Origin of the sequence: Streptomyces roseolilacinus (genome assembly GCF_014649335.1) — a bacterium.
In the GTDB taxonomy this organism is placed as follows: Bacteria; Actinomycetota; Actinomycetes; order Streptomycetales; family Streptomycetaceae; genus Streptomyces; species Streptomyces roseolilacinus.
In genome coordinates this window covers 311,944-326,372 of record NZ_BMSV01000007.1, presented here as the reverse complement: position 1 = coordinate 326,372, position 14,429 = coordinate 311,944, and the positions used below count along the sequence as shown (strand labels likewise).

The window sequence follows — 14,429 nt, the reverse complement described above, 5'->3', positions numbered from 1 at the left end:
GTGAGCACCCAGGAAGCCCAGCACACCCGAAAAGCCGCGGAGTCGGGCGGCGCGGCCTCCGCCGTCGCTCCCGTCGACGTGGAGCAGGCCGAGGCGGCGCTCGTCGAGCACTATCCACGGCTGGTCCGCATCGCCTACCTGGTGCTGCCGCCGTCCCTCGGCCGGCACCGGCGCGTCCTCACCGCGCACGCGCTGGTCCAGCGGTCGCTGCCCCGGCGCCGCACGGCGGGGGGCGGCGAGGCGGCGGTGCCGGTGCAGCGGCGCCCGGAGGACGCCGTGGACCCGGGGTACGCGTACCTGCGCGGGCGGGTGCTGCGGCAGGCCCTGGAGGCCGGCCTGCCGCTCTGGCGCCGGGCGCGGCCGAAGCGGGCGCAACTGCCGCCGCTGCTGCCGGTCGTGTGGGGGCTGCGGCTGTTCCCCCGGTCGGGCGGCGCCGACGAACTGGCGCTGGACCAGCGGATGGCGGCCCTGTCGGGTGCCGGGCGGGCCGCGTACGTGCTGCGCTGCCTGGAGCGGCAGGGCGACGCGGAGGTGCGGCGGATGCTGGCCGCGGCCCGCGTCGCGGACCCGAAGGCCGCCCTGGCGGAGGCGGACCGGATCGAGGCGGCCGGCGGGGCGGGCGGCACGGCGCTGCTGGAGTCCCCGGAGTTCGACCCGTGTTCGCTCCAGGCGCGGCCCACGGACCTGATGCGGCGGCGGCAGCACGTGAAGGCGGCGCTCGCGGCGGGCGTGGCGGCGGTGGTGTGCGGGGCGCTGCTGGGGCTGCCGGGCGGGGGCTGGGGGCCGGACGGCGCGGCGGCGCCGCCGTACGCGCGCAACCCGGTGTCGGAGGCGGCGCTGGACCCGGCGAAGCTGCGGCGGGTCGCGCCGGCCGCGTGGCAGCGCTCGTCCCGTACGGACTTCTCGGTGTGGCCGGCGCGGGGTGGGCTGGTCGACGACGAGGCGCTGCTGCGGCGGGCGCTCGCGGTGTGGGCGCGGCCCGGTTCGCGGGTGCGGGCGTCGGTGACGCCGAGCACGATGCCGGGGCCGCCGATGGGCCCGCCGCAGCTGCTGTTCGCGGGCGAGGTGGACGGCGCGCGGGTGGTGCTGTTCCACGACGGGCTGCGGGCGGTGCGGTACGCGGAGCCGGAGGACGGCACGGACGGGGCGGCGCTGGACTTCGCCCGTACCGACGGGGCGGACACGGCGGCGTCGTCGGCCCTGGTGGTGGGGCGTACGTACGCCAACGTGCGCTACCTGACGGCGCCGTGGGTGCGGGACGTGGCCGTGCGGGACCTGCTGGTGCCGGACGGGGGCACGCGGCCGCTGGAGCGGGACGCGGCCGGGGTGACCGCGCCGATGCAGAGCCCGGCCACGGCGAGGGACTGCCGGTCGTGGGACGTGCTGGAGGTGCGGGACGGGGTGGCGACGCGGGTCCTGACGGACCTGGGCGAGCTGACCCCGGTGCGGCTCACGTCGGGCCCGCCGGTGAAGCCCGCGGACGTGGCGGGCCGGGACGCGCGGCGGGAGTGGGCGCGTACGGCGTGCCTGCTGCCGACGATGCGGGCGCTGGGCGTGCGGTCGGTGAACTCGTGGCGGTTCGCCGAGCAGGAGCTGCCCGGTCCGGGCACCGGGACGGCGGTGTGGCTGTGCACGCGCGCGGAGACGTGGCGGGGGCCGGGCAGCAGGGTGCTGGCGCAGTTCCAGGCGCCCGCGCCGGACACCGGGCCGGGCGAGCCGCCGTCGGCCGGGGCGATCGCGGCGCGGGTCGAGGACTCGCCGACCTGCGGCACGCGCGAACCGCACGTGCTGGCCGGGGTGTTGTGGAAGGGTCCGGGCGACCGGTGGTACGTGCTGGCGGCGGGCAGTCCGCAGGTGGCGTCGCTGGCCACGTCCGGGGGCGTCGAGGAGGGTGCCGAGGGGCGGCTGCTGGCGGTCGAGGCGGAGCGGGGCACGCGGGTGGAGCTGACCGGCAGGCTGGAGGACGGGACGCGGATCGACGCCCTGCGCTGAGCGTCCCGCTGGGCGGCGCCTTCGAATGATCATTGCTGGTGGAGCATGGTGCCGTGATACGTCGCCATGAACTGTCGGATGCCGGGTGGGAGTTCGTCCGGCCGTTGCCGCCCGGCTCGATGCGGGGGCGGAAGCGGCTGGACGACCGCAGGGTCCCGAACGGGATCGTGGGGAAGTTCCGCACCGGTGTCGCCTGGCGGGACGTGCCGGAGCGTCACGGTCCGTGAGCCACGCTGCACACGCGTTTTCGCGGGTGGGCGGTGGACGGGACGCTCGGCCGGATGCTGCGGGCCGGCCAGGCCCGCAACCGGGCCCGGCGCGGCAGCCGCGGGGTCGCCCGCCGGCCTTCGACCGCGAGGTCTACCAGCACCGCGACGACGTGGAACGGTGCTTCGACCGCCTGAAGCAGTGGCGTGGCATCGCCGCTCGGTACGACGAGACCGCCCAGTCCCACGAAGCGGCCGTCACCCTCGCATCACTCCTGATGTGGGCGTGGCAGTCCACCGCAGCCTCTAGGTCAGGCGGGTTCCGGCGCTCACCTCGCCGACCGGCTGGGCCTCCACGGCCGTCGGTTCGGGCCGTGAAGCGGCCTTGTGCCTCATGAGCCGCCCGCCCTCGATGTCCACGTCGGGCAGGACGCGGCCGAGGAAGCGCGGCAGCCACCACGCCTTGCGCCCGAGCAGCGCCATCACAGCGGGGACGAGGGTCATCCGGACGACGAAGGCGTCCATGAGGACGCCGACCGCGAGAGCGAGTCCCATGCCCTTGATGACCTGCATCTCGGCGAAGACGAACCCGCCGAAGACAGCGATCATGATCGCGGCCGCGGCGGTGACGACCTTGGCGCTGTGGCCGAAGCCGCGGATCATCGCCTCGGTGGGTGCCGTTCCGCGCGCGTACTCCTCGCGCATGCGGGAGACGAGGAAGACTTCGTAGTCCATGGCGAGGCCGAACAGGATGCCGACCAGCAGCATCGGCAGGAAGCTCAGGACGGGCCCGGTCTCCGCGACGCCCAGCAGGCCGGCGAGCCAGCCCCACTGGAAGACCGCCACCAGCACGCCCAGGGAGGCGCCCAGGGAGAGGAGGAAGCCCAGTGCTGCCTTCAGCGGCACCGCGACGGCCCGGAAGACCAGGGTCAGCAGGATCAGGGCGAGGCCCATCACCACCAGGCAGTAAAGGGGGAGCGCCGCGGAGAGTTTGTCGACGACGTCGATGTTCACCGCGGTCGTACCGGTGACGTCCACCTGCGTGCCGGTGCTCGTCTCGACGCCGCCGCGGACCTCGCGGATCTCCTTGAGCAGCCGGGTGGTCTCCTCGGATCCGGGGCTGCTGGACGGTGTGACGTTCACCAGCGCGGCCTTCCCGGAGGCCGCCGGTACCACCGGGGAGACCGCCGCCACGCCCGGCAGTCCTTCGATCCGGTCCGCCAGTTCCCGTGCCGCGGACGTCACGATGGCCTTGTTCTCACCCTGGGCGAGAACGACGAGGCCGCCGCCGTGGCCGGGCCCGAATCCCTCATCGATCATCTTCTGAGCCCGCGCGGCAGAGCTGTGGGGGTCGTTCGTGGCGCTCAGTCCCAGGCGCAGATCGGCAGCGGGGGCTGCCAGGACACCCAGGCCCAGCACACAGACGACCAGGACCAGCCAGGGGCGGCGAGCCGCTCCGGCCGCCCACCGCTCTCCCGGGGTGCGGCTTCCGTCCGTGCGTCGGGTACCGCTCCGGGACCGCCGGGCCAGCACGGGCACCGTGCTCGTGGCGATGCGGCCGCCCATCAGCCCGAGCACCGCGGGCAGGAGCGTGACGGCGATCAGGACCGACACGACGACAGTGGCGGCGGCACCGAGGCCCATGACGGTCAGGAAGGGGACGTCGACGATCGCCAGGGCGGCGAGGGCGACGACGACCGTGGCACCGGCGAAGACGACGGCACCACCGGCGGTCCCGGTGGCGAGACCGGCGGACTCCTCCGGGCCCATGCCCTGACGTACCTGCGTCTGGTGGCGGGAGACGATGAACAGGGCGTAGTCGATGCCGACGGCCAGGCCGAGCATCACGGCAAGGATGATCGACGTGCTGTCCATCGTGATCACGCTGGTCAGGGCCAGCAGGGACAGCACGCCGACCAGGGCGGTGGCCACCGGGACGATGGCGCCGCGCAGGGTGCGGAACACGAGGACCAGCACGGCCAGGGCGATCAGGACACCGACGACCTCGGTCGGCCCCATGACGGGGGGCAGGGTGTTGAAGGCCGCTCCCCCGAGTTCGACGGTCAGTCCCGCCGAGCGGGCCTCGGTGGCGGCCTTCTCGAGGCTCTGCTTCGTCTCGGCGGGGATGCCATCGGCCTTCTCGGCGACGAAGACGATCTCGGCGATGCCTGTCCGGCCGTCGGCTGAGACGTTGCCGGCCTCGGCTGAGGGGGCGGTGACCGCTACCACGCCAGGGGCGCGGTCGGCCTCCTCCACGGCCCTGGCGACGTCCTGCTTCGCCTGCCCGGCAGTGATCTTCCGGCCGTCCGGCGCCCGGAAGACGATCGTGCCGGTCACGTGCTCCTCACCAGCGGAGGGAAACTCCCTCTCCATCACGTCCAGGGCGCGCTGCGCCTCGGTGCCCGGAATGGCGGTGGCCGAGGTGAACGGCTTCATCAGGGCAAACGCCGACACCCCCGCGACCACCAGGACACCCAGCCAGGCACCGATGACGGCGCCCCTTCGCCGGTAGCAGAACCGGCCGAGCCGGTAGAGGAATGCGGACATGCAGAAGCTCCTCGGAAACGAACACGGAGGACGAGGGCGTCCGGTCGGCCCACTGCCTGTGAACCGGACGCCGTGCCTGGTGAGAGGCTCGTTCCACGCTAGACCGGCCTCGGGGCGGACCCGCCGGTCGATGCCTCTGGCGGGCCTTGTTCACATACAACTCCCATGGAACCCGACTCGCTGCTCGGTCATGATCGGAGAGGGGAACGAAAGAGAAAGAGGTCGAGGACTTCGATGACAGGCGCCCCAGACACCTCCCCGGACGCGGGGACCGGTCCGGCAGCGCAGGGCCGTCTCCTGGTGGTCGACGACGAACCGGCGATCCTGGACACCGTCGGCAGGTTCCTGAAGTTCCTCGGTTACGAGGTCCGCACCGCGGCAACGGTCCACGAGGCGGTCACCGCGGCGCGGGCGTTCCTCCCGGAACTCATCCTGCTGGACGTGATGCTCCCGGACGGGGACGGATTCGAGGTCATGCGCCGGCTGCGCCAGGACGGGCTTCCGCACGCCGTGGTCTTCCTCACCGCACGCGACACAAGAAAGGACCTGGTCAGAGGACTTACCGCCGGAGGCGACGACTACATCACCAAGCCGTTCGGGCTCGACGAGGTCGCCGCCCGGGTCCAGGCCGTACTGCGCCGCACCAGGCCCCGGCAGCTCTCCGACCCGGTACTGCGCGTGGCCGACCTGGAACTCGACCCCGCGGCCCACACCGTCCACCGGGGCGGCACGCCCGTGGAGCTGTCCCCGACCGAATTCCGTCTCCTGCGCTACCTCATGCTGCACCGCGGGCGAGTGGTGCCCCGCGCCCAGCTCCTGGCCCACGTATGGTCCTACGACTTCAACGGAGACGACACCGTCGTCGCCACCTACATCAGTTACCTGCGCCGCAAGATCGACCGCCTCGGGCCCCCGTTGATCCACACGCAGCGCGGGATCGGCTACAGCATCCGGGAGCCCCGTTGAACGGACACCACTCGCGGCCGCCAGGCCCCGGCCGTGGGGCGAAGGGCTCGGAGGATCCCGCGTCCCCGAGCAGCGATACGTGGAATCGTCCCCGGCACTGGCCTCTGCGTACGCGGATCAGCGTCCTGGTGACCGTCCTGTGCGCGCTGGCCATGGCGGCCACGGCGGCCGCCTGGTCCCTCACCCAGGATCCCGTGGTGATCGTGACCACCGAACTGGCCGGTCTCTTCACGATCGCCACGGTCAGCACCGTCGTGGTACGACGTGAGCTGGGCCCGCTCAAGGACGCCGCCGACGTGGCGGACGCCATCACCGCGGGCGAGCTGAGCCAGCGCGTCAGCGCGGCCCCGACGGCACCGGCCACGGAAGTCGGCCGCCTCGCCCACGCCTTGGACAGAATGCTGGACGAGATCCAGGAAGCCCTCGACGCCCGCAAGGCGTCCGAGGAGCGCATGCGCCAGTTCGTGGCCGACGCTTCGCACGAGCTGCGCACACCGTTGCAGTCCCTGCGCGGGTACGCCGAGCTCTACCGACACGGGGCGCTCCCCGACAAAGCCGCGGTCGACGAGGCGATGGAACGGATGCTGTCGGAGGTGCACCGGATGTCCGGACTGGTGGAGGCGCTGCTCATGCTGGCCCGCTTCGACGAGTACGCCCATGCCGAACCGGAGCCGGTCGACCTCAGCCGCGTCGTCGCAGACTCCTGCCGCGACGCCGCGGCGGTCGAGCCTCGCCGGCCGCACACGGTCGACATCCAGTCCGGGGTCACGGTGCTCGGCGACGAGGCGCAACTGCGCGGAATGCTGGCCAATCTGCTGGGCAACATCCGCATGCACTGTCCCCCCGAAGCGTCCTGCTCCATCCGGCTGCGCCTTGCTGACGGCCACCCCGTACTCATGGTCCAAGACGACGGACCGGGCATTCCCGAGCACTCCCTCCCGCACGTCTTCGACCGGTTCTACCGAGCAGACAAGGGGCGAAGCCGAGCCCACGGCGGCAGCGGCCTGGGCCTGTCCATCGTCGCCGCGGTCACGGAACTCCACCACGCCCGGATCCACCTTGACAGCGCACCTGGCCGGGGGACCCGCGTGGAGATCGTGTTCCCTCGCACTGATACCGCGGGCCTGTGACCCTGGTTCGCTTCGGTCGTCATTCATGACGACAGGTCACGACACCGTGATTCACGGAGCGATGACCATTTGAAGACACCGCCTAGGGCAGCAGGAGCCAGTCGGCGGCGAGGGCGGCGAGGAGGCCCGTGCCGAGGAGCCAGGTGCCCAGGCGGGTGCGGCCGTGGCGGCTGAGCTCGATCACCACGCCGCACAGGATCATCGCCAGTCCGTACACGCCGACGACGAGGACCGACGTCCGGCTCGCCAGGCGCAGCGCGAGGACGACGGCGAGGGTGACCAGCACGACCGTCGCGACGACGACCCGCAGCCGGCGCGCCTGGCGGGGGGTCAGGCCGTCGTGGGGCTGCTCGGGCGCGTCGTCACCGGCGGGCTCCGTCTCCGCCGCCTCCGGGGTGTCCGGGGCGTCCGGGGCGTCCGGCGTGCCGGGGGGGTCCTGGTCCGCTGTGGTCATGTCCCGGAGCGTAACGGACCGCACGACCGCCGCTGTTCGAAGGGCGGCCGTTAGGCTGTCCGCATGACGACCGGGGTACGCAGACGGATGGGCGTCGAGGAGCGCAGGCAGCAGCTGATCGGGGTGGCGCTGGAGCTGTTCGGCCACCGCTCCCCCGAAGAGGTGTCCATCGACGAGATCGCGGCGGCGGCGGGAATCTCCCGGCCGCTCGTCTACCACTACTTCCCCGGCAAGCAGAGCCTGTACGAGGCGGCGTTGCGGCGGGCGGCGGACGAGTTGGCGAGCCGTTTCGTGGAGCCTCGGGAGGGGCCGGTCGGCGCGCGGCTGCTGCGGGTGATGGGCCGTTTCTTCGACTTCGTCGAGGAGCACGGGCCCGGTTTCGCGGCGTTGATGCGCGGCGGTCCCGCCTGCCCCTCGGGGGCGGCCCGCCCGGCCGGCGCGGTGTCGGCCACGCACACGGTGATCGACGGGGTGCGGCAGGCGGCGTACGACCACGTCATGGCGCACCTCGGGGTGCGCGGGCGGCCGCCCGCGCGGCTCGACCTGGTGGTGCGGTCGTGGGTGGCGCTGGCCGAGTCGACGGCGCTGATCTGGCTGGACGGGCGGCGCGTCCCGCGCGCCGAGCTGGAGCGGCAGCTGGTGCACAACTTCGGGGCGCTGGTCGCGGTGAGCGCCGCGTACGACGAGGAGATGGCGGGGTTCGTGGCCGGCATGCTCGCGGACGAGCCCGCCGACGGGCCGTTCGGTGACCTCGTCGGGCGGCTCGTGACGCTCGTCGCGGGCACGCCGGCCGTGCCGGCTCAGGCCTTGCGGTAGGACGCGTCGAGGTCGCGGACCTCCGCGGAGACGTGCACGGCGAGTCCGTCGACGGGCTTCAGGAAGTCCCGCGCGAGGGCGGCGGCCGCTTCGGCGAGGCGGGCCTTGGCCTCGTCGGCGCGGCCCGGGAGCAGGGCGATCTCCACGTGGACGACGGCGGAGTCGGCCGTCCCGTCCCCGACGGTGAAGTCGTCGGCGCGGCGGGTGCGGGACTTGCACCCCTCGGTGCGGGCGGCGACGGTGTCGACGACGACGGGGTGCAGGGCCCTGACGTAGCCCTTCCGGTCGAAGGCGTCGTCGAGGGTGGCGGAGTAGTCGACGGTGATCTGCGGCATGGCCCCACCTTCACCCGCCCCGCCCCACCCGCACAAGCGCCGCCCGGATACCGGGACGACGTACGCCCCTCCGGACCGTGAGCGGTCCGGAGGGGCGTACGGGTGCCCAGGGGGCCCGAGGAGGGGGCACCCCCGCAAAACCGACTCACAGGGCCCGGCCCCCGCCCACCCCTGGGGAGGGGGCGGGTGCCCACACGGGCCGCTCGCGGAGCCGAAGGGGCGCGCGGGTGTCGAGGCGGTGATCGCGCGCAGCGCCCCGAGGAACGAGGGGCCGAGCACGTTCACCGCCTCGACACCCGCCCACAGCGCCCCGGAGGCGCAACGAGCCCGGAAGAAAGGGAGAGCCGAAGGGGCGCGCGGGTGTCGAGGCGGTGGAAGCACTCTCCGTGCGGGGTCACCCCCTGTGCCGGGGAGGGGGAGGGTGTCCTCCTGTACCGCTCGTGGAGCCGAAGGGGCGCGCGGGTGTCGGGAAGACGAGCGCGCGCAGGCCCCGAGGAACGAGGGGCCGAGCACGGTCGACTTCCCGACACCCGCACAAAGCGCCCCGGAGGCGCAACGAGCCCTAAAAACGAGCCTTAAAAACCGCCACCGACCGCGCCGGGACCGTGAAGGTGCCCGTGGCCGTGTCGTACGCGGCCGTCCTCACCGTGGTGTCCGCGCCGCCGGCCTGCACCGGGTGCAGGGCGTAGCCCTTGCCGGAGAGGGCGGGGACGGTCTGCTTCCGCTGCTCGGGCGTGGCGTTGAAGACCACGACCAGGTCGCCGAGGCGCATGGTGATGACGCCGGGTGTCTCGTCCTGCCCGGACAGCGGGAACGACAGGGCCGACTGGACCCGGTCCGCGGTGGCGAGGCTGAACGCCTGCTCCGTGGTGCGGATCTTCAGCAGGTCCCGGTAGGCGGCCGAGGCGCCGTCGATCTGCGCGCATCCGGCTTTCAGGGACGGCGAGGACAGCAGTGGCCGCGCGTACGCCCACTTGTCCTGGTTGTCGGCGGCGGGCGGCAGTCCGCGTCCGAAGCCGTTGCCGAGGCGGCAGTCCCAGTGGAGGGCGTTGAACCAGTCGCCGCTGTCGTACGAGTTGCGGTCCAGGGACTTGGAGCGCAGGAGGTCGGTGCCGGCCTGGGACAGGGCGGGGCCCTGGGAGAGCGCGGCGGTCGCCATGGCGAGGACCTGCATCCTGGCCCGGTCGTCCGGGGAGGTGCCGGCCGGGAGTTTGAACGCCAGCGCGTCGTAGAGGGTCTCGTTGTCGTGGGCGTCCGCGTAGGCGAGGGCGTCGCCGGGGGCGGCGGCGTAGCCGGCGGGGGCGCCGTTGTAGTCGACCTGGGAGCCCTTGACGCGCTTCCCGGAGGTGTCGGTGAAGGTGTAGTCCGCGAGGTTGCCGCTGAGGCCGACCTTGATCAGGTCCTGGTAGTGCAGGAGGCGGGCCTTCTGTTCGGCCGGGGTGCCGTTGGCGGTGGAGTTGTTGGGGTCGGTGTACAGGCCGGAGGCGAAGCCCTGGACGCCGGGGTCGGCGTCGAAGGGGCCGCCGCCGCGGACCGCGTCGCGGGCCCGGTCGGAGAAGGTGGCGATGCCGGTGCCGGCCATGTTCTTCTGCGTGGCCTGGACGAAGCGGGCGTCGTCGGCGACCTCGCCGAAGTTCCAGCCCTCGCCGTACAGGACGATCTTCTTGCCGTCGACGCCGTCCTTCTCGACGGTCAGGGCGTCGAGCGCCTCGCGGACGGCGAGGATGTTCTCCTTCGGGTGGTGGCCCATGAGGTCGAAGCGGAAGCCGTCGACCTTGTACTGCTTCGCCCAGGTGACGACGGAGTCCACGACGAGCTTGCCCATCATGGTGTTCTCGGGCGCGGTGTTGGCGCAGCAGGTGGAGGTGGCGACGGTCCCGTCGGCGAGGAGCCGCTGGTAGTAGCCGGGCACGATCCGGTCGAGGACGGACTTGTCGTCCTGGCCGGCGGCGACGGTGTGGTTGTAGACGACGTCCATCACGGTGCGCAGGCCGGCGCCGTTGAGGGACTGGACCATCCGCCGGAACTCGACGGTGCGGCGGGTGCCTTCGGGGTCGGAGGCGTACGAGCCTTCGGGCACGGTGTAGTGGAGGGGGTCGTAGCCCCAGTTGAAGGCGTCCTTCGCGGCGGCCGCGGTGACGCACTTCTGCTGTGCGTCGGAGTCGGCGGCGTACGCCTTCAGGTCGCAGTCGGGGGTGGTCTGGTCGGTCTTCCTCTCGGGGATGGTGCCGATGTCGAAGGCGGGGAGCAGGTGGACGTACGAGGTGCCGCTGCGGGCGAGCTTCGTCAGGTGCTTCATGCCGGCCGAGTCGCGGTCGGTGAAGGCGAGGTAGCCGCCGGGGTGCTTCGCGGTGGGGTCGGCGGCGGAGAAGTCGCGGACGTGCAGTTCCTGGATCTGCGCGTCGCGCAGCGGGACGGCGGCCGGCTTCCTCAGCGCGGCCCAGCCCCGGGGGGCGAGCCGGGGGGCGGACAGGTCGACGACGAGGCTGCGCGCCGAGTCGGTGGTGAGGGCGGTCGAGTAGGGGTCGGTGACCTTGTTGGTGACGATCTCGCGGACGCTGGGCGCCCACACCCGCACGACGTACCGGTAGGGCTTGCCGGTCCAGGACGCGGAGCCCTTCACGGACCAGACGCCGGTCGTGTCGTCGCGCCTCATGCGGACGGTGCGGCCGTCGAGTTCGAGGGCGACGGTCTGCGCGGTGGGCGCCCACACGGAGAGGGTGGGGGTGCCGCCGCGGAAGACCGGGCCGAGCGCGCTGGTCCTGGCCTTCTCGCCGTACAGGTCGTCGAGGACGCCCGCGGTCTGCACGCCGGTCGCGGTGAGCAGGGCGCCGTTGGCGGCGCGCTGGGTGGCGACGAGCTGGCCGCGCAGGGCGGTGCGGATCCGGTCGCGGTCGCGCGGGTCGACGGAGTACGCGGTGTGCTTCGCCAGGTGCGGGAACGCGGCCTTCTGCGCGTCGGTGAGCGCCGTGCGGTCCAGGCGGAGCCAGTGGGCGCGGTCCTCGCCGGTGAGGGCGCCGCCCTCGACGGCGAGGGAGCCGGTGGGCGAGTACACGAGCTGGCTGGAGGCCGCGGCGGGCGAGGCGTTCCAGGCGACGGTGGTCTCGTCGATCCAGACGGCGGTGGACTTGGTGAGGTCCAGGGCGGCGCCGCCGCCCTTGGGCTGCGGGAGGAGGTACTTCTGCTGTCCGCTCAGCATCCACACCTCGTGGCCGTCGGCGGTGAGGTCGAGGGACTGGTCGGTGGGCAGGTCCTTCTCGTCGCCCTTGTGGAGGATGTAGCTCAGTGACGTGGCGCCCTGGGCGAGGGGGACCTCGTAGACCGCTCCGTACGGGTCGGTGCGGGTGGGCAGGATCGGCTTGGACCAGTCGGTGGGGGTGGCGGCGCCGGTCCAGACGTGCAGGCCCCAGCCGTCGTAGGCGCCGTCGGGGCGGTGGTAGTGCAGGACGGCCTTGGTGGTGTCCTGCGGCGGGTAGGCGCCGGCGGGCGGCTGGTCGAGGGCGGTCTCCTTGCCCTGCTCGATCCACACCTCGCCGGTCTTCGACAGGTCGATGGCGCGGTCGGTGGAGACGTCCTTGTCGCCGTTCTCGTCGATGACGAGGTATCCGACGGTGGAGGCGCCCGGCTTCAGCTTGACCCGGGCGAAGGCGCCGTAGGCGTCGCGGCCGGTGAAGGCGTGGCCTTCGGGCCAGGGCTTGGCCTCGCCCTCGGCGATGTCGCCCCAGGCGTGGAGGCGCCAGTTCGCGTAGTCGCCGTCCGCGCGCTTGTAGTGGACGATCGCGTAGTCGCGCTGGGTGGCGGTCGGGGCCGGGGTCGGGGGTGTCTGGCCCGCGGTGGTGGCGGCGAGGTCGCTCGCGGTGCGGCCGCGGGGGTCGACGACCACGGCCTTGTAGCGGACCGGGGTGCCGGCCGGGGCGGTGATCTTGTGGCTGACCGTGTAGGGGGCGTGGTCGGCGGTGCCGAGGACCTGCCACTTCCCGGTGCCCTGCTGGGCGGCGAAGACGACCCGGTTCAGCTGTCCGCCGGCGACCTCCGCGGTGACCTGGACGGTGCCGTAGGCGCCCGCGGCGGGGGCCCTCAGCTCGACGGACGGCGCGGCCGCCGGGACGGCGAGGGGCTTGGCGGCCTTGAGGACGACGGCGGAGAGCGCGGGGACGGTGACGGTGATCTTCCCGTCGTCACCGCTGGTCACCGCGGCCGTGTCGCCGTGGACGGGGTGGAAGGCGGTGCCGGGCGAGCCGGTGGCCGGCGCGACGGTCCTCGCCTCGGTGGCGTTGTTGACGGCGACGACGTACTCGGTGCGGGCCTTCGCGTCGATGCGGGAGAACGCGTACACGCCCGTGCCCCGGTCGGCGTGCCGCTCGATCTGCACGCCGTCGGCGAGCGCCGGGTGGGCCTTGCGGAGCTTCGCGAGCGCGGCGATCTGCCGGTACAGCGGGTGCCCGGTGTCGTACGCGTCGTCGGCGTGGGTGCGGTCGGTGCCGATCCGGTCGTCGTCCAGGTAGTCGGCGGTGCGGGAGGCGAAGAGGGGCTGGCGGGCGTCCTTGTCGCCGCCGGGGCCGGTGAAGCCCTGCTCGTCGCCCGCGTAGACGACGGTGTTGCCGCGGCTGAGGAACATCAGCTCGTTGGCGAGGGTGTACCGCTTGAGCAGTTCGGCGTCGGACGCCCGGGCGTTGTCCTGCTTGAGGAACGCGCCGAAGCGGCCCATGTCGTGGTTGCCGAGGAAGTTGACCGACTCGTAGGCGTTGGCCTTGTCGGTCGTGTACTTGTGGTCGTCGGCGAACAGCGCGGCGAGCTTCGCCGCGGAGCCGCCCTGCGAGGCGTACTGGCGGGCGGCCTCCTGGAGCGGGAAGTCCAGGGTGGCGTCGAGGCGGCCCTCGCGCACGTAGTGCGAGGTGACGGAGGTGTCGGAGGAGTACACCTCGCCGAACATGAAGAAGTCGTCGCGGCCGCGCTCGGCGGCGTACGCGTCGAGGGCGGTGGCCCACTGGGTCCAGAACTCGCTGTTGACGTGCTTGACCGTGTCGATGCGGAAGCCGTCGATGTCGAAGTCGCGCACCCAGCGCTGGTAGATCTCCTCCATGCCCCGGACGACCTCGGGACGCTCGGTCCACAGGTCGTCCAGGCCGACGAAGTCGCCGTGGGTGGAGGACTCGCCGGCGAAGGTCGAGTCGCCCCGGTTGTGGTACATCGACGGGTCGTTGAGCCAGGCGGGGACCTTGGCGTCCTTCTTGTCCGCGGCGACGACGGGTGTGCGCGGGAAGGAGCCGGGGCCGGTCCTCGGGAAGCGGCGCGTGCCGTCGGCGTAGTCGGCGTCGTCGAAGGGCCGGCCGTCCTTCGTCAGGTAGGGGAAGGCGCCCTTGGAGAGGTACCCGTAGGACTTCTCCTCGTAGTCGACGACGTCGGCGGTGTGGTTGGTGATGACGTCGAAGAAGACCTTCATGCCCTTGGCGTGGGCTCGGTCGATGAGCCGCTCCAGGTCGGCGTTGGTGCCGAAGTGCGGGTCGACCTGGGTGAAGTCGGTGATCCAGTAGCCGTGGTAGCCGGCGGAGGCGTTCTCGCCCTCGCCCTGCACGGGCTGGTTCTTGAAGATCGGGGCGAGCCAGATCGCGGTGGTGCCCAGGCCCTTGATGTAGTCGAGCCGCTCGGTGAGGCCCTTGAGGTCGCCGCCCTGGTAGAAGCCCTTGTCGGTGGGGTCGTAGCCGGTGGTGAGCCGGGTCCCGGTCAGTCCGCCGCGGTCGTTGCCCCGGTCCCCGTTGGCGAACCGGTCGGGCAGGACGAAGTAGAACTGCTCGCGGGTCAGGTCGTGCCGTGCGGGTTCGGCGGCGAGCCGCCGGTCGGACGGGGGCTCGGGGGGCCGGGGCGCGGCGCCGGCCGGGGTGGTGGCGGGGACGGCGAGCGCGGCGAGGGTCGCCGCCGCGAGGGCGGCCACCGATCTGCGCGTCGGGCGTCGCCACCGGCGGCGTGCCGGGAGGCTCAGGCG

Annotated in this window: 8 protein-coding genes and 1 pseudogene; 5 read left to right on the top strand and 4 right to left on the bottom strand. The window is 72.9% G+C overall.

The window, feature by feature from the left end; translation table 11 throughout:
• Nucleotides 1-1,992, top strand: a complete 1,992-nt coding sequence (locus IE106_RS19210) for a hypothetical protein (protein WP_373295962.1) — start codon at nucleotides 1-3, stop codon at nucleotides 1,990-1,992.
• Nucleotides 1,993-2,048: 56 nt separating this feature from the next.
• A pseudogene (locus tag IE106_RS19205) lies at nucleotides 2,049-2,482 on the top strand (transposase); the annotation flags it as partial.
• Between the two features lie 22 nt (nucleotides 2,483-2,504).
• On the opposite strand, the gene IE106_RS19200 reads toward IE106_RS19205, so the two are convergent.
• Nucleotides 2,505-4,745, bottom strand: coding sequence for an MMPL family transporter (locus IE106_RS19200; RefSeq protein WP_189535633.1), 2,241 nt, complete (start codon nucleotides 4,743-4,745; stop codon nucleotides 2,505-2,507).
• A 234-nt stretch (nucleotides 4,746-4,979) separates the two neighbouring features.
• On the opposite strand from IE106_RS19200, the gene IE106_RS19195 reads away from it, so the two are divergent.
• Nucleotides 4,980-5,711 (top strand): response regulator transcription factor, encoded by a 732-nt coding sequence (locus IE106_RS19195; protein WP_189535631.1) that lies wholly within the window; start codon nucleotides 4,980-4,982, stop codon nucleotides 5,709-5,711.
• Between the two features lie 128 nt (nucleotides 5,712-5,839).
• On the top strand, nucleotides 5,840-6,841 hold the full coding sequence (locus tag IE106_RS19190; RefSeq protein ID WP_229840590.1) for a sensor histidine kinase: 1,002 nt from the start codon (nucleotides 5,840-5,842) through the stop codon (nucleotides 6,839-6,841).
• An 82-nt stretch (nucleotides 6,842-6,923) separates the two neighbouring features.
• On the opposite strand, the gene IE106_RS19185 is transcribed toward IE106_RS19190, so the two are convergent.
• Nucleotides 6,924-7,295, bottom strand: coding sequence for a hypothetical protein (locus IE106_RS19185; RefSeq protein ID WP_189535629.1), 372 nt, complete (start codon nucleotides 7,293-7,295; stop codon nucleotides 6,924-6,926).
• 63 nt (nucleotides 7,296-7,358) lie between these two features.
• Between IE106_RS19185 and IE106_RS19180 the strand changes: the two genes are divergently transcribed.
• Nucleotides 7,359-8,111 carry a TetR/AcrR family transcriptional regulator gene (locus IE106_RS19180; RefSeq protein WP_189535627.1) on the top strand — a complete coding sequence of 251 codons (753 nt, stop codon included), beginning with the start codon at nucleotides 7,359-7,361 and terminating at the stop codon, nucleotides 8,109-8,111.
• Here the strand turns inward: IE106_RS19180 and IE106_RS19175 are convergent.
• The gene (locus IE106_RS19175) at nucleotides 8,096-8,446 is read right to left on the bottom strand and encodes a 5-carboxymethyl-2-hydroxymuconate Delta-isomerase (RefSeq protein WP_189535625.1); all 351 of its coding nucleotides are present in this window, start codon (nucleotides 8,444-8,446) and stop codon (nucleotides 8,096-8,098) included. The two genes, IE106_RS19180 and IE106_RS19175, sit on opposite strands and share 16 nt — an antisense overlap.
• 562 nt (nucleotides 8,447-9,008) lie before the next feature.
• Nucleotides 9,009-14,378, bottom strand: coding sequence for a pullulanase-type alpha-1,6-glucosidase (gene pulA / locus IE106_RS19170; RefSeq protein WP_229840589.1), 5,370 nt, complete (start codon nucleotides 14,376-14,378; stop codon nucleotides 9,009-9,011).
• Between the last annotated feature and the right edge of the window lie 51 nt (nucleotides 14,379-14,429).